The sequence below is a fragment of the Hydrogenophaga intermedia genome (assembly GCF_023715105.1).
GTDB lineage: Bacteria > Pseudomonadota > Gammaproteobacteria > Burkholderiales > Burkholderiaceae_C > Hydrogenophaga > Hydrogenophaga intermedia_A.
In genome coordinates, this window is record NZ_JAMBNO010000011.1 from 113,881 (window position 1) to 138,705 (window position 24,825).

21 protein-coding genes are annotated in these 24,825 nt (G+C 68.5%); 14 read left to right on the forward strand and 7 right to left on the reverse strand.

All coding sequences use genetic code 11. The annotated features are described in order from the left end of the window. Positions 1-5: 5 nt before the first annotated feature. On the reverse strand, positions 6-4,193 hold the full coding sequence (locus M3149_RS12120; RefSeq protein ID WP_251709781.1) for a YhdP family protein: 4,188 nt from the start codon (positions 4,191-4,193) through the stop codon (positions 6-8). A gap of 86 nt (positions 4,194-4,279) precedes the next feature. On the opposite strand from M3149_RS12120, the gene glnE reads away from it, so the two are divergent. Both glnE and M3149_RS12130 read left to right on the forward strand, forming a co-directional pair. After that, a complete protein-coding gene (gene glnE / locus M3149_RS12125; protein ID WP_251709783.1) occupies positions 4,280-6,985 on the forward strand; it encodes a bifunctional [glutamate--ammonia ligase]-adenylyl-L-tyrosine phosphorylase/[glutamate--ammonia-ligase] adenylyltransferase in 2,706 nt (901 codons plus the stop codon). Further along, the gene (locus tag M3149_RS12130) at positions 6,982-7,599 is read left to right on the forward strand and encodes a hypothetical protein (protein WP_251709785.1); all 618 of its coding nucleotides are present in this window, start codon (positions 6,982-6,984) and stop codon (positions 7,597-7,599) included. The genes glnE and M3149_RS12130 overlap by 4 nt, the downstream gene beginning before the upstream one ends. Position 7,600: 1 nt before the next feature. Here M3149_RS12130 and M3149_RS12135 read toward each other — a convergent pair whose 3' ends face one another. Next, entirely contained in the window at positions 7,601-8,452 is an 852-nt protein-coding gene (locus M3149_RS12135) for a ferritin-like domain-containing protein (RefSeq protein ID WP_251709787.1), read from the reverse strand. Positions 8,453-8,922: 470 nt separating this feature from the next. Here M3149_RS12135 and M3149_RS12140 point away from each other — a divergent pair, with 470 nt between their 5' ends. From M3149_RS12140 to M3149_RS12175, 8 genes are all read left to right on the forward strand, one after another. Next, positions 8,923-10,332, forward strand: a complete 1,410-nt coding sequence (locus M3149_RS12140) for an NAD(P)/FAD-dependent oxidoreductase (RefSeq protein WP_251709789.1) — start codon at positions 8,923-8,925, stop codon at positions 10,330-10,332. Continuing rightward, on the forward strand, positions 10,329-11,147 hold the full coding sequence (locus tag M3149_RS12145) for a DUF1365 domain-containing protein (RefSeq protein ID WP_251709791.1): 819 nt from the start codon (positions 10,329-10,331) through the stop codon (positions 11,145-11,147). The genes M3149_RS12140 and M3149_RS12145 overlap by 4 nt, the downstream gene beginning before the upstream one ends. Continuing rightward, positions 11,144-12,373: a class I SAM-dependent methyltransferase gene (locus M3149_RS12150; RefSeq protein WP_251709793.1), complete on the forward strand. Its 1,230-nt coding sequence runs from the start codon at positions 11,144-11,146 to the stop codon at positions 12,371-12,373. Before M3149_RS12145 ends, M3149_RS12150 begins: the two co-directional genes overlap by 4 nt. A 10-nt stretch (positions 12,374-12,383) precedes the next feature. Continuing rightward, entirely contained in the window at positions 12,384-12,962 is a 579-nt protein-coding gene (locus M3149_RS12155; RefSeq protein ID WP_251709795.1) for a chalcone isomerase family protein, read from the forward strand. Between the two features lie 14 nt (positions 12,963-12,976). Beyond that, positions 12,977-14,302: an MFS transporter gene (locus M3149_RS12160; RefSeq protein ID WP_251709796.1), complete on the forward strand. Its 1,326-nt coding sequence runs from the start codon at positions 12,977-12,979 to the stop codon at positions 14,300-14,302. 13 nt (positions 14,303-14,315) lie between these two features. Further along, the gene (locus M3149_RS12165; protein ID WP_251709798.1) at positions 14,316-14,858 is read left to right on the forward strand and encodes a DUF3833 domain-containing protein; all 543 of its coding nucleotides are present in this window, start codon (positions 14,316-14,318) and stop codon (positions 14,856-14,858) included. Between the two features lie 93 nt (positions 14,859-14,951). Beyond that, positions 14,952-15,716: an SDR family NAD(P)-dependent oxidoreductase gene (locus M3149_RS12170; protein WP_251709856.1), complete on the forward strand. Its 765-nt coding sequence runs from the start codon at positions 14,952-14,954 to the stop codon at positions 15,714-15,716. A 14-nt stretch (positions 15,717-15,730) separates the two neighbouring features. Then, complete coding sequence (locus M3149_RS12175; protein WP_251709857.1) at positions 15,731-16,159, forward strand: nuclear transport factor 2 family protein; 429 nt, start codon at positions 15,731-15,733, stop codon at positions 16,157-16,159. 12 nt (positions 16,160-16,171) lie between these two features. On the opposite strand, the gene M3149_RS12180 is transcribed toward M3149_RS12175, so the two are convergent. Continuing rightward, complete coding sequence (locus tag M3149_RS12180) at positions 16,172-16,786, reverse strand: glutathione S-transferase N-terminal domain-containing protein (RefSeq protein WP_251709799.1); 615 nt, start codon at positions 16,784-16,786, stop codon at positions 16,172-16,174. Positions 16,787-16,898: 112 nt separating this feature from the next. On the opposite strand from M3149_RS12180, the gene purB reads away from it, so the two are divergent. Then, positions 16,899-18,314: an adenylosuccinate lyase gene (purB, locus tag M3149_RS12185; protein ID WP_251709802.1), complete on the forward strand. Its 1,416-nt coding sequence runs from the start codon at positions 16,899-16,901 to the stop codon at positions 18,312-18,314. Here purB and M3149_RS12190 read toward each other — a convergent pair whose 3' ends face one another. Further along, positions 18,315-18,719, reverse strand: a complete 405-nt coding sequence (locus M3149_RS12190; protein WP_251709804.1) for a DUF3717 domain-containing protein — start codon at positions 18,717-18,719, stop codon at positions 18,315-18,317. Between the two features lie 290 nt (positions 18,720-19,009). Here M3149_RS12190 and M3149_RS12195 point away from each other — a divergent pair, with 290 nt between their 5' ends. Both M3149_RS12195 and M3149_RS12200 read left to right on the forward strand, forming a co-directional pair. Further along, the gene (locus tag M3149_RS12195; protein ID WP_251709806.1) at positions 19,010-19,720 is read left to right on the forward strand and encodes a TerC family protein; all 711 of its coding nucleotides are present in this window, start codon (positions 19,010-19,012) and stop codon (positions 19,718-19,720) included. A 4-nt stretch (positions 19,721-19,724) separates the two neighbouring features. Beyond that, entirely contained in the window at positions 19,725-20,075 is a 351-nt protein-coding gene (locus M3149_RS12200; protein ID WP_251709808.1) for a phage holin family protein, read from the forward strand. 7 nt (positions 20,076-20,082) lie between these two features. Here the strand turns inward: M3149_RS12200 and M3149_RS12205 are convergent, their stop codons facing one another. Continuing rightward, positions 20,083-21,666, reverse strand: coding sequence for a M48 family metalloprotease (locus M3149_RS12205; RefSeq protein ID WP_251709810.1), 1,584 nt, complete (start codon positions 21,664-21,666; stop codon positions 20,083-20,085). A gap of 74 nt (positions 21,667-21,740) precedes the next feature. Here M3149_RS12205 and moaC point away from each other — a divergent pair, with 74 nt between their 5' ends. After that, positions 21,741-22,292 (forward strand): cyclic pyranopterin monophosphate synthase MoaC, encoded by a 552-nt coding sequence (gene moaC, locus M3149_RS12210; RefSeq protein WP_251709811.1) that lies wholly within the window; start codon positions 21,741-21,743, stop codon positions 22,290-22,292. Here moaC and M3149_RS12215 read toward each other — a convergent pair. Continuing rightward, the gene (locus M3149_RS12215; RefSeq protein WP_251709812.1) at positions 22,281-23,075 is read right to left on the reverse strand and encodes a pilus assembly protein; all 795 of its coding nucleotides are present in this window, start codon (positions 23,073-23,075) and stop codon (positions 22,281-22,283) included. The genes moaC and M3149_RS12215 overlap by 12 nt on opposite strands. Further along, positions 23,075-24,787 (reverse strand): PglL family O-oligosaccharyltransferase, encoded by a 1,713-nt coding sequence (locus M3149_RS12220; RefSeq protein WP_251709813.1) that lies wholly within the window; start codon positions 24,785-24,787, stop codon positions 23,075-23,077. The genes M3149_RS12215 and M3149_RS12220 overlap by 1 nt, the downstream gene beginning before the upstream one ends. Positions 24,788-24,825: the final 38 nt, after the last annotated feature.

Below are 24,825 nucleotides of genomic sequence, written 5' to 3' on the forward strand. Positions count from 1 at the left end.
CGAGCTTACTGCAGCGTGGGTGTGGGCGTGGCAGGGGCTGGCGCGGGGTTGCGCGCGATCTTCTGGACCTGCGGGTCGGCCCAGCTGCCGCTGACATGGAACTCCTGCGTGGCCGCACTTTGAAGGGGCTGGCGCAACAGGAACTGGGCGAGGAACGTGCCCAGCCCGACCGCCGGGTTGATGGCGCTCGCGATCAGCGAGGCGGTGCCGGCGTTCAGTTCGGGCACCACCACGACCTTGAGGTCCTGCGTCTCGCGCGCGACGTCGGCCGAGCCTTCCATCAGCACGGCTGCGTTCACGCCCTTCATCTGCAGGTTGTTGGTGAACAGCACGCCGCGCTCGACGCGCGCGTCGCCGCGCACGAAATCGAACGCAAAGCCTTCGGAGAAGACGTCGCGGAAGTCGAGCACCAGGCGGCGCGGCAGGGCCTGCAGGCTGAGCACGCCGAGCAGGCGCCCGGCGCCCGGGTCGGCCTTGAGAAACTGGCCGCGCTCCACGTCGAGCTTCATCTGACCCGCCAGCGTGGGCAGGTCGATCGAGAACGGCGTGCCGAGCCAGCCGATGCTGCCCTCAAGGCGACCACGCCCGCCACGCACCAGCCCCTCACGACCGAAGCGCGTGAGCAGGGCCCCGCTGTCCTGCACGTCCAGGCGGAACTGCAGCGCGGTGCGGCGCTGCCCGGGCGAGCCGCCATCGGCCTGCGCCGCCATGGGCGCCCAGTTGCCGCTCGCGGTGAGCCTGGCCTCGGGCAGGGTGGCGCGCAGCGCGTTCAAGCGCCATTCCCCCACGCGCGCCGGGCCGGCACCGCGGTTCACGGCGTCGATCTCCACACGGCCAAGCGAGCGCCCGTCCCATTGCAGCTCGTCCACCGCGATGTCGAGCGCGGGCACGGTCGTGGGCTGCTCCAGCAGGCGCTCGACCTCACGCGGCGCAGCCTTGGGCAGCGTGAGCCGCGCCAGCCGCGCGTACACGCTGCCCGCACCCTCCGCACCGGCCACACCGGTGCCGCCCGCGGGGCGGAACTCCACGTAACCGTTGAGCTCGTCGGCTTCCACGCTGGCACGCCACAACGCCCCTTCCCGCGATGCCCCCAGCAACACGCGCTGGAAGCGCCGTCCGTCCACGGTGATGGCGTCGGCCTGTAACGACACGCGCGCGGGCAGCCAGGCCGTGGCTTCGCCGGGAGGCAGTGCGTTGCTGCCAGCCAGCCGGCGCCAGGCGTCCACATCGAGTTCACCAACGCGCGCCTGCACGGCGATGCCCTGCTCCGGCAGCGGCGCGCGCTCCCCCGCCGGCAGGCCCACGGCGATGCTGCCGCGCGGGCCCGGCGCGGCGTTTGCCGCGCCCGCGCCGAGATCGCGTTCGAGATGCAGATCAAGCACGGGAAGGTTGGCCGGGCCGAGGGTGAGCAGCGTGCGCTCGCGCGCGGCGCGGCCGTCGGCTTGCAGTGCCGTCACGCTGCTGTCGTAGCGCAGCGGCCAGCTGGCCTCAGCCGGTTTGGCCAGCGGCGCGGGCAGTTGCAGGCTCAACCCCTGCAACGTGCTGCTGATGCGCAGCTCGGGTTCGCCGCCGCGAAAACCCAGCTGCACCGCGTAGGGGGTGCTGCCACTGGCGTGGGCAAACAACGCCGACGCAGCGCCCAGACCGCCTTCGCGCAGGCCGACGGCACTGGCGCTGCCCTGCCCGCGGAACTGCAGCAGGGGCTGGCCCTGGGCGTCCGGGCGCAAGCTGCCGTCGAACACCAGCTCGCCACCCAGCACCTGCGCGCGGGCACCGCTGAAAGCAAAGCCGTTTTCGGAGAAGCTGAGCTTGCCGCGCGCACGTGCCAGCAGGGGCGATGCCGGAGTGATGCGCAGGTCGGTGCCATCGAGCTGCACCGAACCGCGCACCCGCGTGGCGGCCAGATCGTTCAGCGGCAGGTCGAGCTGCAACTCGGTGCTCGCCGGACCGCTCGCGCTGGCCTGGGCCAGCGCCCGCTGGGTGTAGTCGTTGACCGGTGTGCGCTGAACGTGCCCGAGCAGCGACGCGCCGGGCCCCTGCGCGCGCAGGCCCACCTGCACCACGGGGACGTGCACAAGGTCCTCGACCACCACGGAACCCTGATCGAGCCGAACACCGTCGGCGGCGGCGATGCGGCCTTCGATGCCGGTGATGCGCAGCGCGGCGCGATCGAGCTCGAACCGCGCACGCGCGCCGCGCACGCCTGGCCAGGGCGCATCGCCGGCCGCTTGCAGGTAGGAAGGCAGGTGATCGAAGTCCACACCCTCCAGCGCAGCGCTGATGCGAAACGTACCCGCCGTGTGTTGCGCTTCGTTGAAGGGCATGTCCCAGACCTCGCCCTGGATGCGAAAAGCCGCGTCCCGTGCGCTGCCGGCGATCACGGCCTCGCGCACATAGCGCCGCGCGCTCTCGGGCACGCTCAGGGGCAGGTAGCGGTGCACCGCGGTGCCCTCGGCGCGTGTGAGTTGCGCGGTGAGGTCGAGCACCCCCGGAAAGCGCGAGCGCGCCGGGCTGGTGGCGGGGTCGCCGGTGTGCCAGCTCGCCCGCAACGTGCCCTCGGCATGCGCATTGGCGAAGCTGCCTTCGTCGAGATCGACCTCGATGCGATCGCCCTGCAGCCGCCAGCGCAGACGCACGTCGAGCCGTTCGAGGTCGATGCGCGGGTTCTCGAACACGTCGGGGAAGTCGAGCGCCCCCTGGCGCAACGCGAGCTGTGCGCGCCCGCCGTCCTGATCCAGCTCGAACGTGATGTCGGCGCCTTGCACACCGGGGCGTCCGGGCAGCGGGAAGCGCCCGCTGTGCGAGCGCTGGCCACTGGGCTCGCCACTGAGCGCCAGGCCGCTCACGCGCCCCTTCGCGCGCGCGACCACGTGCTCGGCCATCGGGCCGCTGCCGCGCGCCTGCCACAGCAGGTCGATGTCGTCGAGCCGGCCGCGCGGCTGCAGGCGCGCGAGCCAGCCGCGCGCGTCCGCGGGCAGCGGCAAGCGCTCGGCCATGGCAGCCAGCGTGGCCAGGTCCACCCCCTGTGCCTGCACGGCGGTGCGCGGCCCCTGGCGTTCCCGGGCGGGCCGGTGCGTCACGCGCACGGTGCCCCCGTTCCAGCGCAGCCCCTCGGGGGTGCGAAAGGCCAACCGCTCGGTGCCCACGGTCCAGTCGGTGTCGCTCCAGGACGCCTCCAGCCGGCCATCGAGTTCGTCGAGCGCCAAGGGAGGCAGCTCGGGGCCGAGCTGCAGGTCCACGCCGGTGAGCGCGGCGTCCAGCGTGATGCCATCGAGCTGGCCGCGCTGCAGCCGCGCCCAGGTGCGCAGCGCACCCTGGCCGCTGCGCACCTGCACGCCCCAATCGCTCAGGTCGACATGGCTGCGCAGCTGGGCCACGTCGGCGCGCGGCAGCTCGGCGTAGAGCTGGCCGCTCCAGTCGTGCCAGGGCGTGGTGCCGGACCGGGCACCGGGCAGGCGCAGCAGCGGCTCACGCAGCTGGGCGCGCAGGGTGAAGCGATCGCCCCAGGTGGGCTCGGGCGTGGCGTCCAGGCGCAGGTCGTGCGTGCGGTGGCCGTTGCGCGCCACGAAATCGAGGTCGCCCAGCAGCACCGGTGGCTGCGCGCGCTGTTCGTCGAGCCAGCGCACGGTGCCCCCGCGGACCACGAACTCGGCCTGGTCGAAGAACCAGTCGGCCACCGGGCTGCCGCCGCCGCCCGGGCCCGAGAGGTCGATGCCGGCCACCTGGATGCGGCCATCGATCAGGCGGCGCACGTCCAGCACCGGCTGATCGATGTGAATCTGCTCGAAGCCACCACGCCACAGTGAGGCGACCGAGACCGCACCGCGCACCACCGGCAACTGCAGTGCGGATCGTCCGCCGGCATCGAGCAACTGCACGTCGCGCAGCTCGAAGGAGGGCACCAGCGGGGGCAGGCCGGGGATGGCGCCGGCGCCGGGCAAGGGCCGGATCGCTGCGATGCGGACCTCAACCCCGACTGCGCGGGTCGCCCAACGCTCAAGGTCGGGGCGCCAGTTTTCGATCCGCGGCACAATCCACGCCTGCAAAACGACCCACGTCAGCAGGAAGATGCCCCACAGGCCGGCCAGCAGCCACAACAGCACGCGCGTGGCAAGCGCCCACCACCGCAATGCGCGGCCGGCCGCAACGGTGTCTTCGTTGCGCGTGTCGCTGGCCGCTGGGAAACGCATCATGTCCATCGCGAATTATGACGAGGCCTCCCGGCCCGGGTTCCGACATCGGTGAGCACTTCTTGTCAACGAATGTGAACCCCCATCGCATGGCTGCCACGGCCGACCACGCGCGCTTTGTCCAGCGGATCCGCCGGCGCTATGCCGACGAGCTCGCATGCCTGCCGCCGGGCGAGCCCGACAAGAACGCGATGCGCGCCTGCCTGACGGCCCTGACGGGCACCCGGGGTCTGCCGCTGCCGGCCGCGCTGCGTGTGTTGCGCCAACTGGTGCTCGAGCGGCTGGTGGTGATCGATTGCGAGCAGGGCGCCCCGCTGCAGGCCGTCACGCGCGCCGTCACCGAACTTGCCGAGCTCGCGCTGGACGAGGCCTGCCGCCTGGCCTTCGCCGAGCTTGATGCCGTGCACGGCATGCCGGTGGCCGATGGCAGCGGCCAGCGGGCGCAGCTCTGGGTCATCGGCATGGGCAAGCTCGGCGCACGCGAGCTCAATGTGTCGAGCGACATCGACCTGATCTACGTCTACGACCACGACGGTGAAACCACCGGCAACGCCGAGGGACGCCAGCGGCTGAGCAACCACGAGTACTTCGCCAAGGCGGTCAAGCACATCTTCCAGACGGTGGGCGACACCACCGAGCACGGCAACGTGTTCCGCGTCGACCTGGCACTGCGGCCCAACGGCAACTCGGGGCCAAGCGTGTTGTCGCTGGGCGCCCTGGAGGAGTATTTCCTGGTACAGGGGCGCGAGTGGGAACGCTTCGCCTGGCTCAAGAGCCGCGTGATCGCGCCGGCCGATGCGATCGATGCCGATGGCATGCAGGCCTTGCGCGCCACGGTGCTGCCCTTCGTGTTCCGCCGCTACCTCGACTACGGCGTGTTCGAGTCGCTGCGCGTGCTGCACCGGCAGATCCGCGACCATGCGGCCAAGCGCGCGGCGGGCAACCCGGGGCGCGCCAACGACGTGAAGCTCTCGCGCGGCGGCATCCGCGAGATCGAGTTCACGGTGCAACTGCTGCAGGTGGTGCGCGGCGGGCAGTTCCCCGAACTGCGCACCCGCCCGACGCTGGATGCATTGCAGCGGGTGAGCAAGGCCGGGCTCATGCCGCTCGAGAAGGCTGCGGCGCTGGCCCAGGCTTACGAGTTCCTGCGCAAGGTGGAGCACCGCATCCAGTACCTGGACGACCAGCAGACCCACCTGATCCCCGAGCGCGACGAAGACCTGGCCTGGATCGCAGCCACGATGGGCTTTGCCAACGCCTGCGCCTTCCTGCACGCGCTGGATGCGCACCGCGAACTGGTGGCCGAAGAATTCGACACCCTGCTCGGCAACGGTCAGGGCAACTGCAAGGGCAAAGGCTGCAATGGCGGTGCGCCGCGCAGCGCGGAGGACGACTTCGCCAGCGCGCTCGCCACGCTGCCCGCGGCGCTGGCCGAGCGGCTGAAGCTGTGGCGCACGCACCCGCGCGTGCTGGCCCTGCGCGAGGACGCCCGCCTGCGCCTGGTGCGGCTGGTGCAACGCACCGGCGCCTGGATCGACGAAGGCCGCGTGAGCGAACTCGCCGCGCTGCGCATGGCCGACTGGATCGAGCCGCTGCTGCGGCGCGAGAGCTATCTGGCGCTGCTGCAGGAGCGGCCATCGGTGCACGAGCGCCTGTTGCGCCTGCTGGGCGCGGCCAAGTGGCCGGCGCGCTACCTGATCCAGCATCCCGGCGTGATCGACGAACTCGCGAGCCAGCAACTGCTGGCCGAACGCTTTGACGCCGCGGCGTTCGAGGCGGAGTGCGAGTCGCGCCGTGCCTCGCTTCGCACCACCGGTGAGGACGACGAGGAGGCGCTGCTCAACCTGCTGCGCCGAGCCCACCATGCCGAGACCTTCCGCACCCTGGCGCGCGACGTGGAAGGCAAACTCACGGTGGAGGAGGTGGCCGATGACCTCTCCGCGCTGGCCGACGCGGTGCTGCGCCTGACGGCCCGCTGGTGCTGGCAGCGCCTGAAGAACCACCACCGGGAAACGCCGGCCTTCGCCATCATCGGCTACGGCAAACTGGGGGGCAAAGAGCTGGGCTACGGCAGTGATCTGGACATCGTGTTCGTTTACGAGGACGAAGACGAGAACGCAAGCGAGATCTACGCTGCCTTCGTGCGCAAGATGATCAACTGGCTGCAGGTCAAGACCGGCGAGGGTGATCTGTTCGAGATCGACACCGCCCTGCGGCCCAACGGCAATTCCGGCCTGCTCGTCACCAGCTTCGACGCCTACGAGAAGTACCAGACCCAGCGCGGCAGCAACACCGCCTGGACCTGGGAACACCAGGCGATGACGCGCGCGCGCTTCGTGCTCGGCAACGAGGCGCTGGCCGCGCGATTCGACGCCGTGCGCGAGGCGGTGATCACCGCGCCGCGCGACGCCACGGCCCTGGCCAACGAGATCGTGGCCATGCGCGAGAAGGTACGCGCTGCGCACCCGGTGCGCGGCGAACGCTTCGACGTCAAACACAGCGCGGGCGGCATGGTCGACGTGGAGTTCGTGGTGCAGTACCTGGTGCTGCTGCACTCGCGCGAGCACCCCGCGCTGCGCGCCAACACCGGCAACATCAACCTGCTACGCCGCGCCGAGGCCGCCGGCCTGCTGCCCTCGGGTGTGGGCGAGGACGCCGCCAATGCCTATCGGCGCCTGCGCCAGGTACAGCACCGCGCGCGTCTGGACGAGGCCCCGACGCAGGTGGAGCCGACGGAATTGCAGGCCGAGGCGCAGGCCGTGCGCCGTCTCTGGCAGTTCGTGCTCGGCCGATGAAGGGCTCGCGCGCTTGGTTGCTGCTGTGCGCCCTGCACGGCGTGGCCAGCATGCTGCTGTGGTGGGCGCATGCCCCCGCCGTGCAGGCCCTGACCTGGTATGCCGAGCTGTGGCCCGCCCAGCCCTGGACCTTGTGGACCAGCGCCTGGGTGCACCTGAACACACCGCACCTGATCGGCAATCAGCTGGCGCTGGGCGCGCTCACGGCCGCCGGCTGGGTGCTGCGCCCGCCCCTGGCGGCCACCCTGGCCTGGGCGTTGAGCTGGCCACTGCTGCAGTTGAGCCTGCTCTGGTGGCCGCAGGTGACCCACGCGGTCGGGCTGTCAGGGCTGCTGCACGCCGGCGTTGCGGTGCTCGGGCTGCATTTGCTGCTGGGTGGCGCATCGCCCATGGCGAGGCCCTGGGGGGCCCTGCTGATCGCGGGGATCGCGGTCAAGTTGCTGATGGAGCGGGGCTGGCAGCACCCTTTGCAACACGACCTGGGCACCGAATTGCCTGTGGTACAGGCCGCGCACCTGAGTGGCGCGCTCTGGGGCGCGGTGCTGGCTGCGCTGTTGGGCGCGCTCGCGGCGTGGTGGTCGCGGCGGCAGGCCGCTGGGGCCAGCAGGCCCTGAATCAGGCCGTCGACGGCAAGGCGCTGCCGCCCACCGAGAGCGACTTGCGGAAGCGGTTGAGCTCCTGCACCGACTTGAAGCTGCTGTCCATCAACAGGCTGAGGTTGTGCAGGATGCGCTCGACCACCTTGCCCTCCCAGGCGGCGTCGAAGGCAATCTGCTTGTCCAGCCAGTGTTCCAGCCACGCGGGGTCGGGCAGGCGGCTCTGGATGGTGTCGTTGGGGAACAGTGCCTTGTTGACGTGCAGGTTGGTGGGGTGCAGCGCCTGGGCGGTGCGCCGCGCACTGGCCATGAGCACGCCCACCTTGGCGAAGGCAGAACGCGCCTCGTCGCCGAACTTCGTGATGGCGCGCTTCATGTAGCGCAGGTATGCGCCGCCGTGGCGGGCCTCGTCCTGGCTGAGCGTGGTGTAGATGTGCTTGATCACCGGCTCGGTGTGCCACTCGGCCGCGCGGCGGTACCAGTGGTTGAGGCGGATCTCGCCACAGAAGTGGAGCATGAGCGTCTCCAGCGCCGGGGCCGGGTCGAACTCGAAGCGGATGTCGTGCAGTTCCTGCTCGGTGGGGGCCAGGTCGGGGCGGAAGCGCTTGAGGTACTCCATGAGCACCAGCGAGTGCTTTTGCTCCTCGAAAAACCAGATCGACATGAAGGCCGAGAAATCGCTGTCGTCGCGGTTGTCGCGCAGGAACATCTCGGTGGCCGGCAGTGCCGCCCACTCGGTGATGGCATTCATCTTGATGGTCTGCGCCTGCTCGTCGGTCAGCTTGGCTGGGTCGAACTGCGCCCAGGGGATGTCCTTCTCCATGTCCCAGCGGACGGACTCGAGTTGCTTGAAGAGTTCGGGGTAAAGCATGGCGGTCTCTCGAAGGCTGGCGCGGCAAACGGGCAGGATTGTAGGCGGGGGGTGCGCGCCGGGCGATGGGCACAGCCCCCGACGCCGGTGGGGAATGCCTGCTTCATCGCCGCAGCCGGGACATGTGCGCGATTTGGCTTGACTCGGGTATTTGCATACTGCATAGTATCGATGAAAACCAATCAGTTCATCTTTCATGCCCACCCACACCACTGACCGCGCACACCTGCCGCATCGGCCGGGGAACTTCCCGACCGCCCGTTGCGTCCCAACACGCGGTTGCAGGAGGGATGTATCAGGCAACTCCCGTTTTCTGCTGCGAAGCCTCTCGGGCCGTCATGGCCTGATTGCAATCCCGAGGCGCTTCTCCTCCTCCTCCCTCCCTCCCTTGTTCGTTTCGGGGCGCTTCGCAGCAATTTCTTTCAACCGCAGCCGGCATCTGCCGGCCGCATGGGTCTGACGGGTCGCCCATGTACACAGACCCGTCCCATCCCCACATCGCTCCTGGTGGCCCCGCTGCGCGGCGGCGCGTGGCCGTCGTCGGCTCGGGCATCGCCGGGCTGGCCGCGGCGCACACGCTGCAGGGCCTGGCCGAGGTCAGCCTGTTCGAGGCCGGCCCCTGGTTCGGCGGTCACACCCACACCGTGGATGTGACGCTGCCCGACGCTCAGGGCCATGCCACCACCTTCGGCGTCGACACCGGCTTTCTGGTGCTCAACGAGCGCACCTACCCCAACCTGCTGGCCCTGTTTGCCAAGCTCGATGTGCCGATCGCTGGCTCGGACATGTCCTTCTCGGTGCAGGCCAGCGGCGCCGGCCCGCGCGGCACCACGCTTGAATGGAGCGGCTCCGACCTCTCCAGCGTGTTCGCGCAGCGCGCCAACCTGCTGCGCCCGCGCTTCTGGCGCATGCTGGCCGAGATCCTGCGCTTCAACCGCCTGTGCACCGCGCTGGCCGAGCGCGGCGACGATCTCGCAGCCGACAGCCCCTTGCTGCAACCGCTGGGCGACTTCCTGCGCGAACAACGCTTCTCGAACGAATTCCGCGACTGGTATTTCCTGCCCATGCTGGGTTGCATCTGGAGTTGCCCGACCGACCAGATGCTGCGCTTTCCCGTGGCCACCATGGTGCGCTTCTGCCACAACCACGGGCTCATCCAGGTGGCCAACCGCCCACGCTGGTACACGGTGGCAGGCGGCGCGCGCCAGTATGTGCAGAAGATCGTCGCCGGCATCGCCGACGCCCGGCTGGCCACGCCGGTGCGACAGATCGTGCGCGACGCCGACGGGGTGCGCGTGATCACCGACGGCCAGGTTGACCGCTTCGACGCGGTGGTCATGGCCTGCCACACCGATCAATCCCTTCGCCTCCTCGGCGATGAAGCGTCGACCCAGGAACGCGAGGTGCTCGGCGCGATCCGGTACCAGCCCAACCGCGCGGTGCTGCACACCGACACGTCGGTGTTGCCGGCAGCGCGGCGCGCCTGGTCGGCGTGGAACTACGAGCGCGCACCGCAGCGCGAGGTGGAGTCGGCGCGCGTGTGCCTGCATTACCTGCTCAACAAGTTGCAGCCGCTGCCGGTCGAACAACCGGTGATCGTCTCGCTCAACCCGCAGCGCGAGATTGCCGCTGCACACGTCCTGGGTGCCTGGGACTATGACCACCCGGTGTTCGACATCGACGCTATCCGTGCGCAGTCGCGCGTGCCCGCGCTGCAAGGGCAGCAACACACCTGGTTCGCGGGCGCGTGGTGCGGCTACGGTTTTCACGAGGATGGCCTCAAGGCGGGCCTGCAGGCGGCACGCGGCGTGATCGAGCGACTCGGCCTTGCGCCCGCGGGAGCGGGTGCCTCGTCGCCGCTGGTGGAGGTGCGGCGTTGAGCGCCACCGCGCTGATCGGCTTTGGCCAGGTGCGCCATGCGCGCACGCGGCCCCGGCGCAACGCGTTCGCCTACCCCACGCATTTCCTGATGCTGCCGCTGCGCAGCCTGCGCGCGAACGCGGGCCAGGGTGACGGCGCGCTGGCGCGCAACCGCTTCGCAGCGCTGAGCTTTCACGATCGCGATCACGGCGACGGGCGTGACGACTGCCTGGCATGGATCGATGAGGTGCTGCGCGCGCACGGCATCGACGACGCCGATGGCGAGGTCTGGCTGCACACCTACCCGCGCGTGCTGGGCTATGTGTTCAAGCCGGTGAGCTTCTGGTACTGCGAGCGCGCCGACGGCACGCTGCGCGCGGTGCTTGCCGAGGTCAACAACACCTTTGGCCAGCGGCATTGCTACCTGCTGGATGCGCCGCGTCTGGGCCAGCCATGTGAGGCCGACAAGGTGTTCCATGTCTCGCCGTTCTGCCCGGTGCAGGGGCGCTATCGCTTCGTGTTCATGCGCACCACGGCGACGCCCGACAAGCCGGCCCGCACGGTGGTGCGCATCGACTACTTCGACGATCCGGCCCAGGCGCAGCCGCTGCTCAACACCAGCGTGAGCGGCGAGTTGCTGCCCCTGACGCGCCAGACCGTGCGCCGCGCGCTGTGGTCACACCCGGCCATGACGCTTGCCGTGATCGCGCGCATCCACTGGCAGGCGCTGCGCCTGTGGCTCAAGCGAACCCCCTTCTTCCGTCTGCCCCCCGCACCGGCCGATCCGGTGTCGGCGGTTCCCTCTCCGAGTGCCCTTCCATCGAATCCACGATGAACACGACCACAGCGCCCCGCCATCCCGCCGGTTTCACCCTGCCCCGCAACGCGCCCGCGGCCGCACGCACGGTGCTGCGACTGCTGCAGGGCCTTGAGCACGGCAGCCTCACCGTCACGCTGCCCGACGGTACGCTGCAGCGCTTCGGTCGCCCGGAAGGTATCCACGCCAGCATTCGACTGCACAACTGGAACGTGTGTGCCGCGGTGCTCAAGTCGGGCGACATCGGTTTTGCCGAGGGCTACATCGCAGGCGACTGGAGCACGCCCAACCTGGTGGCGCTGATCGAGGTGATGCTGCACAACCGCCACCGCGTCGAGGACGTGATCCACGGCAGCTGGCTCGGCCGCCTGGTGTACCGCATCCGCCACTTGCTCAACCACAACAGCAAGGCCAACAGCCGCAAGAACATCCACGCCCACTACGACCTGGGCAACGCCTTCTACGAACGCTGGCTCGACACCACGATGAACTATTCGTCGGCCTGGTACGAGACGCCCGATCTGTCGCTGGAGGAGGCGCAACACGCCAAGGTGCGCCGTGCACTGCGCCTGGCCGACGTGCAGCCGGGCAGCCGGGTGCTCGAGATCGGCTGCGGCTGGGGCGCGCTGGCCGAGAAGGCGGTGGCCGAGTTCGACGCCTCGGTGGTCGGCGTGACGCTGTCCACCGAACAGCTGGCCTTCGCCAAGGCGCGCCTGCAGCGCATCGGCGCGGGCGAGCGCGCCGACCTGCGGCTGCAGGACTACCGGGACATCCAGGACGCACCGTTCGATGCGATCTGCTCGATCGAGATGCTCGAGGCGGTCGGCCAGGCCTACTGGCCGACGTACTTCGAGACCGTGTCGCGTCTGCTCAAGCCGGGCGGGCGCGCCTGCATCCAGAGCATCGTGATCGCCGACCGGCATTTCGAGCGCTACCTGCGCGGCACCGACTTCATCCAGCAGTACATCTTCCCTGGCGGTTGCCTGCCCAGCTCGGGCGCGGTGCGCGAGCAGGCTGAGCGTGCGGGTCTGGAAGTGGTCGATGAATTCGCCTTCGGTGCCGACTACGCGAGCACGTTGCGCCAGTGGCGCGAGCGCTTCCTGCACGAGCAGGAAGCGGTGCTGAAGCTGGGCTTTGACACCCGCTTCCTGCGCACCTGGGAGTTCTACCTCGCCTATTGCGAGGCCGCGTTCGCCGAGGGCAGCACGGACGTCCTGCAGTTCACGCTGCGCAAACCCGCCTGAGACGAGCGCGATGCGAACCCCCGCCCTGCTCCTGCTGACCGGCGCCCTGCTGGCGGGCGAGGTGGTGCCTGCGCAAGCGCAAACACAAACGCAGCCTGAGGCAACGCTCGCGGCCGCGCTGCAGGACAAGGCAGCCCTGGGCCAGGCGCGCCTGCGTGTCTGGGGTTTTCAGGTGTACGACGCCACGCTCTACGCGCGCGCCGGCTTCGACGCGCTGCGCTTCGCCGAACAACGATTCGCGCTTGAGCTGGCCTACCTGCGAGCCTTCGAAGGCGGCGACATCGCCAAGCGCTCGATCGACGAGATGCGCGGCCTGGCCAGCATCGACGAGGCCACCGCCACGCGCTGGCTCGCGGCCATGCAGCGTCTGTTCCCCGACGTGAAGGCGGGCGACCGCATTACCGGCGTGCACGTGCCGGGCAGTGGCGCGCGCTTCTACCTCAACGGCCGCCTGCTCGGCGCGGTGGACGACGACGCGTTCTCGCGCCTGTTCTTCGGCATCTGGCTGTCGCCACGCACCTCCCAACCCGCCATGCGCGAGACGCTGCTGCAGGCCCTGACGACGCCCGCAGCGCCCGCGGGGCGCTGAGCGCGAACCCGCCCATGCTCCCGATCGCACACGACGAACCGGCGGCGGCCTTCACGGCCCCGGGCGGCTGGCGCCATGGCCTGCGCTACGGCCTGCTCGGCCTGCCGCTGGCCTTCGTCGCCCTGCCGTTGTACGTGCTGCTGCCCAACCACTACGCGCGCGCGTTTGCCGCGCCGCTGGCCGCACTCGGCTTCGTGCTGCTCGCCGCCCGCGGTATCGACGCGGTGCTTGATCCGCTGATCGGCCGTTGGTGCGACCGCCTCGCAGCGCGTTCACACGCCACACTGCTGGCGGTGGCCGCAGCCAGCGCCGTGGTGCTGGCGCTGGGCCTGTGGGGCCTGCTCTTCCCGCCCGCGGCCGTGGTGGCGGCAGGCGCCGCGCCGCTGCTCACCTGGGCCGGTGTGGTCATGGCCATCACCTACACCGCGTACAGCGTGGTCTCGGTGGCGCACCAGGCCTGGGGCGCGCGCCTGGGCGGCAACGAGGCGCAGCGCTCGCGGGTGGTGGCCTGGCGCGAGGCGCTTTCGCTGCTCGGCGTGCTGCTGGCGGCGGTGCTGCCGACGGTGGCGGGTCTGGGCGCCACGGTGGTCACGTTCGCACTGCTGCTGGCGCTGGGCTGGTGGGCCTGGGCACGCAGCCTGGTGCCGCACAGCAGCGGCGTGGCCGTGGCGCGTGCCGGGCGCTCCCCGCTGCGCGAGCCGGCCTTTCGCCGCCTGCTCGCGGTGTTCGTGCTCAACGGCACCGCCAGCGCCGTGCCGGCCACGCTGGTGCTGTTCTTCGTGCAGGACCGCCTGCAGGCCAGCGCCGCGCTGGAGCCAGCCTTTCTGGGTGTGTACTTCCTGAGCGCCGCACTGGCCATGCCGCTGTGGCTTCGGCTGGTGCCGCGCCTGGGTCTGGCGCGCACCTGGCTTGCGGGCATGGTCCTGGCGGTGGTCACCTTCGCCTGGGCGGCCACGCTGGGTGCGGGCGATGCGGTGCTGTTCCTCGTGGTGTGCGCGCTCTCGGGCATCGCCCTGGGCACCGACCTTGCACTGCCCGGCGCCCTGCTGGCGGGCCTCATCGGCCAACTCGGCGAGCGCGGCAAGGCCGAGGGCGCCTACTTCGGCTGGTGGAACTTCGCGGCCAAGCTCAACCTGGCCCTGGCGGCGGGCCTGGCGCTGCCGCTGCTGGGCTTCTTCGGCTACGCACCAGGCGCGCGCGATGCGGCCGCCCTGCAGACCCTGACCATCGCCTACTGCGTGCTGCCCTGCGTACTCAAGCTGCTCGCCGCGGCAGCGCTGGTGCGCCTGGTGCTGCGCGCCCCGCCGCCCACGGCCTGGCAAGGCGCGCCCTCCCACTGAAAGAAACCCGACCATGCAACGACGACTGCTGCTCACCGCCACCCTGGCCACCGGCGCCACCGCGCTGGCGGGCTGCGCCGGCCCCCAGGTATCCGACTACTCGAGCGAGAAGCCGGTGCTCGACCTGCGCCAGTACTTCAATGGCGTGCTTGACGCCTACGGCGTGTTCACCGACCGCTCGGGCAAGGTGGTGCGCCGCTTCACCGTGGTGATGCGCTGCACCTGGCAAGGCGAGGAGGGCGTGCTCGACGAGGACTTCATCTACTCGGACGGCGAGCGCCAGAAGCGCATCTGGCGCCTGCGCCACCTGGGCAACGGCGAGTACACCGGCACCGCCGATGACGTGCTGGGCGAGGCGCGCGGGCGCACCGCGGGCAACGCCTTCCGCTGGGGCTACACGCTGCTGCTGCCGGTGGATGGCAAGACCTACGAGGTGCAGTTCGACGATTGGATGTACCTCATGGATGAGCGCGTGATGCTCAACAAGGCCACCATGAGCAAGTTCGGCATCCGCCTCGGCGAAGTGACGCTGAGCTTCGTGAAGCGGGGGGTGTGAGCCATGGCCAGCCATCCCGTCGCCGTGCAGCGCCAGACCGATCCGGTCGATGGCGCGGCACGCCGCACGCGCTCCCCGGGTTTGTTCGGCCCCATGAACCCGCCACTGACCGACTGGCGCGGCCAGCGCGTGTGGCTGGTGGGCGCCTCCAGCGGCATCGGCGCGGCGATCGCGCACGCACTGCATGCGCAAGGGGCGCAGGTGCTGGTGTCGGCGCGCGGCGCAGCCGCGCTCGAAGCCTTCGTGCAGGCGCATCCGGGCGCGCAGGCCTGGCCGCTGGACGTCACCGACCGTGACGCCGTGGAGCAAGCCACGCGCGCCATCCTGGCGCAGGGGCCGCTGGACCTGATGGTGTATTGCGCCGGCCACTACCGCAGCATGCGTGCCGACGCATTCGATCGCGATGAAATGCAACGCCACCTGGCCATCAACTACGAGGGCGCGCTCAACGTGCTGAACGGACTGCTGCCGGCACTGCTGGCGCGCGGCCGCGGGCATGTGTGCCTGATCAGCAGCGTGGCCGGCTTCAGGGGCCTGCCGAAAAGCCTGGCCTACGGGCCCACCAAGGCCGCGCTCACGCACCTGGCGGAAAATCTCTATCTGGATCTCGCGCCGCAGGGCCTGGGCGTGAGCGTGGTGCATCCGGGTTTCGTGCAGACACCGCTGACGGCGCAGAATGACTTCCAGATGCCGGCGCTGATCACGCCCGAGCAGGCCGCGCAGGCGATGCTCGCCGGCTGGTCGCGCGGGCAGTTCGAGATCCACTTTCCCAAACGATTCACCACCTGGATGAAGCTGTTGCGCCTGCTGCCCTACCGGGCCTTCTTCGCGCTGGTTCGCCGCGCCACCGGCTTGTGAGCACGCCCACCGACATGCGAGCCGCGGTGCAGCGTGCGGTGGACTTCTACGAAGGCCTCACGCCCGCCGCACTGGACCAGCTGCCGCGGCTCTACACCGAGAACGCGCGCTTCAAGGACCCGTTCAACGAGGTGCGCGGCGTGCCGGCGATCCGCGGCGTGTTCGAGCACATGTACGCGAGCCTTCACAAACCACGCTTCGTGGTCACGCAGCGCATCGTCGACGGCCACCAGTGCTTCCTGGTGTGGGAGTTCCGTTTCCGCTTTCGGCGTTTCGACACGCACGCGGAGCAGGTGGTGCGCGGCGGCTCGCACCTGGTGCTCGCGCCCGATGGGCGCATCGCCGAGCACCGCGACTACTGGGACGCGGCCGAGGAGCTGTACGAAAAGCTGCCGCTGCTGGGCGGGTTGATGCGTTGGCTCAAGCGCCGCGCGAACGGCTGAGCGCCTGCCGACTCAGGCCGGTTTGGAGTCGATGAAGCTCTGACGCAGCGCGAGCTTCTCGCTCAGCTTGGCCAGATTGGGGTAGTCATTGCGCCAGCTGATCACCGGAAAACGGAAATCGAGGTAGCCCAGCGCGCAACCCACCGCCACGTCGGACAGGCTGAAGTGGATGCCCGAGCAGAAAGGCTTGTCGCCCAGGCCCTGGCTCATCGACTTGAGCGATGCGTGAATCTTGCCCATCTGGCGCTCGATCCAGGCCTGGCTGCGCTGCTCGGCGCTGCGGTGCGGCCAGGTGGCCTCCAGGCGCGCAAGGATGGCGGCGTCGAGCACGCCATCGGCCAGCGCCTCCCAGGTCTTCACTTCGGCGCGCTCACGCCCGCTGGGTGGAATGAGCTTGCCCACGGGCGACAGGCCGTCGAGGTACTCGACGATCACCCGCGAATCGAACACCGCTTCGCCGCCTTCCATCACCAGGCAAGGCACCTTGCCCAGCGGGTTGGACGCACCGATGGTGGTGTCGGCCGACCAGACGTCTTCCTGCACGAACTGATAGTCCAGTTTCTTCTCGGCCATGACGATGCGGACTTTGCGCACGTAGGGGCTGGTGACGGCACCGATGAGTTTCATGGTCTGTGGGGTAGGTCGGATCGGGCGGCGATTTTAGCCAGCGACCCGCGTTGTGCGGCCGCCGCGGCCCGAACAAACCGGCGCCGATGCGGGCGACTCCTACAATCGCGGGATGCCTGCGACCCCTGCCCACCCCGCGCCCGCGAGCGCGGTGCCCACGCCGATCTCCGCCCTCTCGCCGCTGGACGGCCGCTACGCCGCGCGCCTGGCGCCGCTGCGCCCCGTCATGAGCGAGCTGGGCTACATGCACCGGCGTGTGCAGGTCGAGATTGCGTGGTTTGTCGCGCTCTCCGATGCCGGCTTTGCTGAATTCAAGCCGCTCTCGCCCGGTGCGCGCACTTACTTGCTGGGCCTGGTGAAGAACTTCAGCGAGGCCGATGGCGAGGCCATCAAGGCGATCGAGAAGACCACCAACCACGACGTGAAGGCGGTCGAGTACTGGATCAAATCGCGCTTCGAGGCGCGGCCCGAGCTGGAGCGCGCGGCCGAGTTCGTGCACTTCGCGTGCACCAGCGAGGACATCAACAACACCAGCCATGCCTTGCAGCTCAAGGGTGCGCGCGAGCACGTGCTGCTACCGGCGCTGGACGCGGTGATCACCAAGCTGCGCGAGATGGCCCACGCCATGGCCGATGTGCCGATGCTCAGCCGCACGCACGGCCAGACCGCCAGCCCGACCACTGTGGGCAAGGAGATCGCCAACGTGGTGGTGCGGCTGAACACGGCGCGCGAGCGGATCGCGAGCGTGAAGTTGCTGGGCAAGATGAACGGCGCCGTGGGCAACTACAACGCCCACCTCGCCGCCTGGCCCGACTTCGATTGGGAAGCCTTCAGCCGCAAGGTGGTGGAAACGCCCGAACCGCTGGGCCTGGGCCTGACGTTCCAGCCCTACAGCATCCAGATCGAGCCGCACGATTACATGGCCGAGCTGTTCGATGCCGTGGCGCGCACCAACACCATCCTGATCGATCTGGCGCGCGACATCTGGGGCTACGTGAGCCTGGGCTACTTCAAACAAAGGCTCAAGGCGGGCGAGATCGGCTCCTCGACCATGCCGCACAAGGTCAACCCGATCGACTTTGAAAACGCCGAGGGCAACCTGGGCCTGGCCAATGCGCTGCTGCGCCACCTGAGCGAGAAGCTGCCGATCAGCCGCTGGCAGCGCGACCTGACGGACTCGACCGTGCTGCGCAACATGGGCGTGGCGCTTGGCTACGCGGTGCTGGCCTATCACGCGCTCGGCGTCGGTTTGAACAAGCTCGAGCTCAACGAAGAGGCCACCGCGGCCGACCTTGACGCGTCCTGGGAAGTGCTGGCCGAGGCGATCCAGACGGTGATGCGCCGCTATGGGGTTCAGGGCGCCTACGAGAAACTCAAGGAAGTGACGCGGGGCAAGACCGTTCGTGCCGAGGACCTGCATGGCCTCGTGCGCTCGCTCGACATCCCCGAGGCCGAGAAGCAACGCCTGCTCGCCATGACCCCGGCGGGCTACACGGGCAAGGCCGCCGAGCTCGCGCGGCGCGTCTGATCAGGCGCGCGCGCGTTCCCTGTAGCGGTTGAAGCGCCAGGCGTCACCCTCAATGGTGATGCGGCGCCAGCTCGCGCGCTTCTCGCCCGGGCTCATCTCGGTCCAGCGCTGCACCTCGTCGAAGCTGCGGCCGCAGCCCTTGCACACGGCGTCGCCCTGGCTGGTGGAGCAGATCGCGATGCACGGCGTGTCGGGCGTGGTGGCGTACCACGCCAGCCAGGCCTCGCGTGCCGCGGCGGGCATGGTGCGCTCGTCGGCCTCGCTCTCGTGGAAGAACACCATCAAGGCATAAACCTCGGCCAGCGCGCGCGTGGCCGCTGGCAGCGACACACCATCGGGCGAGGGTGAGCGCTCACGCCACCAGTTGATGGCAGCCTCGATGTCGGTGATGTGGATGCCGGCCATGCGCCTTGGGGAACGGGGTTGCGGAGCGAGGAAATCGGGACGGGGCGCCGATGATAGCCAGCCCGCTGCGGATACTGCGTAGACGCACCATAGGGGCCGCTCGATACAATCGTGGGTTTCGCGGAGGGGAGTAGCTCCAGGGCCACCAAGACGCTTTCAGGCGCGGCGGTCACGGTCAACAGGTCGTCAAGACGTCGCCGGTGCCACCGGAGACCGGCCTGCTGGGCGAGCGCATGGCAGCGCTTGCGGGCAAGACCTTCGGAACGATTCTCCCTCTCTGGAGCCATTTCATGGAATTCATGTCCGCGGCCTGGTGGTCTGCCCTGCTGGCCATCATCCTGATCGACCTCGTGCTCGCTGGCGACAACGCCATCGTGATCGCGCTGGCCGCCCGAAACCTGCCCAAGGAACATCAGCGCAAGGCGATCATCTGGGGCACCGTCGGCGCCATCGTCGTGCGCTCGGCCATGACGCTGGTGGTGGTGTGGCTGCTGCGCATCCCGGGCCTCATGGCCGTGGGCGGCATCGCGCTGATGTGGATCGCCTACAAGCTGATCGCGGAAGAGGAAGGCGGCGGCGAGGAACATGGCGGTGGCGCCACCACCTTCTGGGGCGCGATGAAGACCATCATCATCGCGGACGCGGTGATGGGCATCGACAACGTGCTGGGCGTGGCCGGCGCGGCCCAGGGCTCGTTCGACCTCGTGGTCATCGGCCTGCTCATCAGCATTCCGATCGTGGTGTTCGGCAGCACACTGATCCTGAAACTGGTCGAGAAGTACCCGGCGATCATGTACATCGGCGCCGGTGTGCTGGCCTTCACCGCCGGCAAGATGGTCGTCAACGAGAAGCTGCTCGCCGACTGGTTCAAGGGCCCGGAGACGTCGCACATGCTGGCCTACTGGGGCTTCGTGCTGGCCACCATCGTGGTGGTGCTGGCGCTGGGCTGGTTGCACAACCGGCGCGTGGCGCAGCGTGCCACGGCCGCCGGCCAGGGCTGAGCGCGTGAAGCTGCTGCTGCGCTGGTTGCTGGCCGCGTGCGCGCTGCTGCTGGTGGCCTACGTCTATGAGGGCGTGCAGGTGCGCAGCTTTCCGTCGGCGCTGATCGCCGCGGCCGTGATCGGGCTGTTCTACATGCTGTTGCGGCCCGTGCTGGTGGTGCTCACGCTGCCGGTCACGGTCGTGACCTTCGGGCTGTTCCTGTTCGTCATCAACGCCCTGCTGTTCTGGGCCGCGGCGTCGGTGCTCGACGGCTTCTACGTGGGCGGCTTCTGGGCGGCCCTGCTGGGCTCGATCATCTACTCGGTGATCATGCTGGTGGTCGACGCCGCCCTGCGCAGCACCCGCCTGGGCTGAGGCGCGTTCAGCGCTTCTCGTCTTCGCGCATCGCCTCGCGAAGGCGTTCCTCGATATCGCGACGTCGGCTGTCCACGATCGCCAGCTCGATCGGGTCGGCGTTGCGCTGCGCGGGTGGCAGCGACTGAGCGGCCTTGAAGCGCTCGAGCGCACCGTCCCAATCAAAATGCGCGGCGCGCGATTCGGCGTCGGCTCGCACGGCACGCAGCGTCTGGCCCTGCGCCTGGTGCACCCGCGAGAGCAGCAGCCAGGCCAGCGCGTCGCGCGGTCGCTCCACCACCCAGGATTGCAAGCGGGCCGCGGCCCGTGGCGCCTGCCCGCTGACCAACGCCGCCTGCGAACCGAACAGGACCATGGCGCGCGCGTCGGAAGCCAATGCCGCCTCACGCAACTCGGCCAACAAGGCCGGATTGGGCGCCGCCCCAGGCGACAGCAGCAACTGCAGCGCCAGCGCATCGGCCAGGGACCGGGCGTCGCTGCCGGCACTGGCCTGGCGAACGCGGGCCGCCAGATCGGCCGCACGCACGTGCTGACCAAGCCGCTGCGCTGACAGCGCGCCGGCATAAAGCGCCGGGGCAGGCGCGTTGGGCGCCAGCGCCTGCTCGACCCATGCGGACCAGCGCGTGCTGTCTCGTTCGGCCAGCACGCGCGCGCGGGCGGCGGCCAGAGCATGCAGCGCCGCCGAAGGCAGACCGGCTGCTCGCGGCGCTGCGTCCGCGCGCGGGCCGAGGCCGGCGCCGGCCGAGGGCAGGCGCGCCTGCATGTCGCCGATGCGCTCGCTGGTGAGGGGGTGGCTGCGCAGGTAGGGGTAGGCGCCATCGTCGTTGAGACGGGAGGCCTGCTGCAGCTTGTCGAACATGGTCACGAAACCCTGGCCATCGAAGCCGGCGCCGGTGAGCACACCAAAGCCGATGCGGTCGGCCTCGCGTTCCATGTCGCGCGAGAAGTTGAGCGACTGCTGAGCGGCCATCGCCGAGCTGCCCATGATGGCTGCGCCCGCCGCCTGGGGGTTGGAACCCGCGGCCAGCGCGCCCAGGATCATGCCCGCGATCATCCACGGCGCCATGCGTTGCTCGTTGGACATCAGGCGCGCGATGTGCCGCTGCGAGACGTGGCTGAGCTCGTGCGCCAACACCGAAGCCAGCTCCTCCGGCCGCTCGGTGACGGCCAGCAGGCCCAGGTTGACGCCCAGGTAGCCGCCGGGCAACGCAAACGCGTTGACGCGCCGGTCGCGCGAAATCATCAGCTCCCAGGCCAGCCGGTCACCCAATTCGGCCGGCACCTCGCCGCGCTGGCGCGCGGCCGCCAGCAGCGGTTGCCACAGTTGCTGCAGGTAGTCGACCAGCACCGGGTCGTCGAGATAGTCCGGGTCGCGGTAGATGCTGCGCGCGATCCGGTCGCCCAGGCGACGCTCGGCGGATACCGTGAGGCCCTCGCCATCGCCCAGGCTCGGCAGGTTCTGCGCGACCGGGCCCGGACGAGCCACTGCCTGCGCACGCGCATCATCACCCGCGGGCAAGGACAGCGTCAACGCAAGACTTGCAACGGCCAGCCAGACCGCGCGCCGTGGCGGCAGGGAACAGGAAAACATGCCCGTATGATGCCCCCAAGCCCCATCGGTTCAGCCCGCCGGTGCGTCAAGCGCCGGTGAAGCGCGGTTACATCATGTCAACGCCAGCCCCCACCCCCCCGAACGAATCCCCCTCCCCGCTCACCCACTTCGACGCCCAGGGCCAGGCCCACATGGTCGACGTCGGTGCCAAGGCCAGCACGCACCGCGTCGCCATCGCCGAAGGCCGCATCACCATGCAGCCCGAAACCCTGGCACTCATCGAATCGGGCACCGCCAAGAAAGGCGACGTGCTCGGCGTTGCCCGCCTGGCCGGCATCATGGCCGCCAAGCAGACCAGCAACCTCATCCCGCTGTGTCACCCCATCGCACTCACCCGCGTGGCGGTGGAATTTGCCATCGAGCGCGACACCCACAGCGTGCGCTGCACCGCCACCACCGAATGCACCGGCCAGACCGGCGTCGAAATGGAAGCACTCACCGCCACCTCGGTGGCCCTCCTCACCGTCTATGACATGTGCAAGGCGGTGGATCGGGGGATGGTGATGGGGGGGGTGAGGCTGGTGGAGAAGCGGGGGGGGAAGAGTGGGGAGTTCGTAGCAGCGGTCAAGTCCGGCGCGCGAGGCACAGGCCCACTACCGAGCTGAAAACCCGTCGCCGGGCACGAACTCGAGCAGCCGGCCTTGACCGTCCATCACGACGATCCAATCCTGCCGATGGACCACCGGGAGAAAGAGTGCCGCTTCAAGTGGCACCCCGTGCTTTTCAAGGATCGACTCCAGTTCACGCAGGCGATCGGGAAACCGGTCGGCAAACAACTTCAAGGGTTTGGCACGGGTGGTAGCCTCCCGCCCGTAGTCCGCATCGTATGCCACGTAGTACTCCGGACGCTGTACGAAATCTCTGCCACCGCCCAAAGCGTCCATCAAAACTTCGTTGCGTACCATTGGATCCAAAGGCGGACGGGCCCCCACCAGGATCGGCCCGGCGAGTAGGCTGGGCTGCATCTCGGTTGGCAGCGCGTCAATGGCGCTCGCGACGTCTGCACCGAGGTAGTCCGCCTTGGCAATCACACGAAAACGCTCTACCTCATGGACGAGATACAGAGGTCTCGCCTCTGCGACGGTCCAGAGCCCGTAGCCCAAAGCACCCATTTGAAGAATGCCTATGAGTGAAAGGTCTCTAATGAGTTCTGACCTGGGCTTTCGGCGGTCATACACCACCAGCGTCAAAAAAGGGCCGCAGACGATATCAACTGCGACAACCAACAGGAAGAGCTCGCGGCCGCCAGACAGTTGATCGAACGGGTGCGGATACCAGACGCCCCAGACCAGTAAAGCGGCTGCCAGCCCTACTACTATGGAAATTCCGAAATGGACACCTGCTGCGGCTGCGGCCGCCTGGAGCCTGGCTGAGAGCGTTGAACTCATCAAATTTCCTCCATCGCCAATCCCAAAGCGGGCAATCCACGGGAGGCCAAGTCACTCTCAAGCTGGGCTGCCAATACCTTGTACACCTTGATGCCGTGCTGCGCTCTCAGCACTTGCATCTGTCGTCTAGCTTCTTCCGGCTGCCGATTCAACGCGAGTGCGGTGGCATAGCGATATTGGCTGCCAGACCACGGGTTGTGAACTGCCGCTCTACGCAAAAGCTCCAATTCCGGCGGTTCAAGTTCGGCGCGCAATTGCACCCGGGTAGAGGCCACCATATCGCTCAATTGGTTCAGCAGCAGAATTTGCGGTGGTGGCGCCTCGGGCGTAGGACCAATTCGCAACATCTGAAACCGCGCAACGCGAAAATCCTCCTCAACGCGCAGATAGTCGACCACCGACCAACCAGCCACGGCAGCAAGCCCGAACACTGGGAGCGCAAGCCATCGTTTTTTCACTCTCAGGGCGAGCTGATCAGGCCGCAGCGACCCCTCGATCCACCCGATGCCCAGCATGGCTGGCATCAGGAGGTAGGCGTATGCAAAAGGAAACTCGAGAAGGCAGTGAATGCCGAACGGCAGAACAATCGCGAACCCGAACCAACAAAGCGGCGTTCTTTGGACGACCATGAAACGCTTGTATCCCCAGATTGCCAGCATCAGCGCGACAACCAACGCGATGGGCCAACCGAACCAGACAGCCAGATCAAGGAACAAGTTGTGGCTGTAGGTGATGGGGAGAGTGGGTACATCAGCGTGCGAAATCGCGTTGTGCGCCTCCGCGGTGTTACGGAAGCCCCAACCAGTGAGAGGCTTGAGCAGCGTGGCCTCAAACACTTGTTCCCACAAGACCAGCCGCGGATCCGCACCACTAGAGCCAATGCGCTCTAGAGCAGTTTCGCCGATAGGCTGTCCGCCCACCCAGAACTTGTAGATCGAAGGCCAGCTAAAGTATATGAGTAGCATCTCGCCGCCCAAAACAGCAGAAATGGATCGAGGCAGGCCATGATCACCGGGCGGTCGCTTCCAGGCCCAAAGCAAACACAGGCCCAACGACGCGATCAGGCCTGTCCTAGATTCCGTCAAGGAAACGCCTACGACCAACAGAGCAAGGGCCGCGAGCGCCGTGAAGGCGCCCAACTTTCGCTGAATGTTGAGGAATAGCACCGCGCCCATGGCCATCACGAACAGGGTGGCCAAGTGATTCGGTTGCCCAAGGTTTCCTCCCGGGCGGCGGGCGTAGATTGACCGCGTGATGAAAGATGCACTTTCCCAAACGTTCAGCACCTGCGCAAGAGCAATTGCCACCGAAAGCAGTCCGCCAACCACCAAGATCCACGCGAACCATTCCCCTTTACTGGCAGCCCTGCTGGTTGACGGGCTTTGGCCTTTGACCTCATCCCATCCCCAAAGGATGAAGCAAACCGCAAGAAACCCGTATAGCAGCGCCACCGCCACCTGCCCCCTCCACAGAACGAGGCCAACGACGTGCTGGAAGACAACCAGCACACTAAGCACAACCGGAAGGGCCAAAGCGAATGGGGCCTCTAACCGATCGCCACGGGCCGATCGCAGAACAGTCCATGCCGCTGCGAGCAGCGCCAGGGCGAAAAATGGCACCTCAGAATGCCAGCTCACCCATGGAGTGAAGTGGTTGGTTGTCAACCAACCTGCCAGCACGAGCAACGCTACGACGACAATCTTGGGATCCACCTTGGAGCGAACGAAAAAAAGCGCCCCAAAAGGAAGGG

Coding starts and splice junctions, on each gene's coding strand:
- M3149_RS12120 (WP_251709781.1), bottom strand. CDS start 4,193: ATGATGCGTTTCCCAGCGGCCAGCGACACGCGCAACGAAGACACCGTT.
- glnE (WP_251709783.1), top strand. CDS start 4,280: ATGGCTGCCACGGCCGACCACGCGCGCTTTGTCCAGCGGATCCGCCGG.
- M3149_RS12130 (WP_251709785.1), top strand. CDS start 6,982: ATGAAGGGCTCGCGCGCTTGGTTGCTGCTGTGCGCCCTGCACGGCGTG.
- M3149_RS12135 (WP_251709787.1), bottom strand. CDS start 8,452: ATGCTTTACCCCGAACTCTTCAAGCAACTCGAGTCCGTCCGCTGGGAC.
- M3149_RS12140 (WP_251709789.1), top strand. CDS start 8,923: ATGTACACAGACCCGTCCCATCCCCACATCGCTCCTGGTGGCCCCGCT.
- M3149_RS12150 (WP_251709793.1), top strand. CDS start 11,144: ATGAACACGACCACAGCGCCCCGCCATCCCGCCGGTTTCACCCTGCCC.
- M3149_RS12155 (WP_251709795.1), top strand. CDS start 12,384: ATGCGAACCCCCGCCCTGCTCCTGCTGACCGGCGCCCTGCTGGCGGGC.
- M3149_RS12160 (WP_251709796.1), top strand. CDS start 12,977: ATGCTCCCGATCGCACACGACGAACCGGCGGCGGCCTTCACGGCCCCG.
- M3149_RS12165 (WP_251709798.1), top strand. CDS start 14,316: ATGCAACGACGACTGCTGCTCACCGCCACCCTGGCCACCGGCGCCACC.
- M3149_RS12170 (WP_251709856.1), top strand. CDS start 14,952: ATGAACCCGCCACTGACCGACTGGCGCGGCCAGCGCGTGTGGCTGGTG.
- M3149_RS12175 (WP_251709857.1), top strand. CDS start 15,731: ATGCGAGCCGCGGTGCAGCGTGCGGTGGACTTCTACGAAGGCCTCACG.
- M3149_RS12180 (WP_251709799.1), bottom strand. CDS start 16,786: ATGAAACTCATCGGTGCCGTCACCAGCCCCTACGTGCGCAAAGTCCGC.
- purB (WP_251709802.1), top strand. CDS start 16,899: ATGCCTGCGACCCCTGCCCACCCCGCGCCCGCGAGCGCGGTGCCCACG.
- M3149_RS12190 (WP_251709804.1), bottom strand. CDS start 18,719: ATGGCCGGCATCCACATCACCGACATCGAGGCTGCCATCAACTGGTGG.
- M3149_RS12195 (WP_251709806.1), top strand. CDS start 19,010: ATGGAATTCATGTCCGCGGCCTGGTGGTCTGCCCTGCTGGCCATCATC.
- M3149_RS12205 (WP_251709810.1), bottom strand. CDS start 21,666: ATGTTTTCCTGTTCCCTGCCGCCACGGCGCGCGGTCTGGCTGGCCGTT.
- moaC (WP_251709811.1), top strand. CDS start 21,741: ATGTCAACGCCAGCCCCCACCCCCCCGAACGAATCCCCCTCCCCGCTC.
- M3149_RS12215 (WP_251709812.1), bottom strand. CDS start 23,075: ATGAGTTCAACGCTCTCAGCCAGGCTCCAGGCGGCCGCAGCCGCAGCA.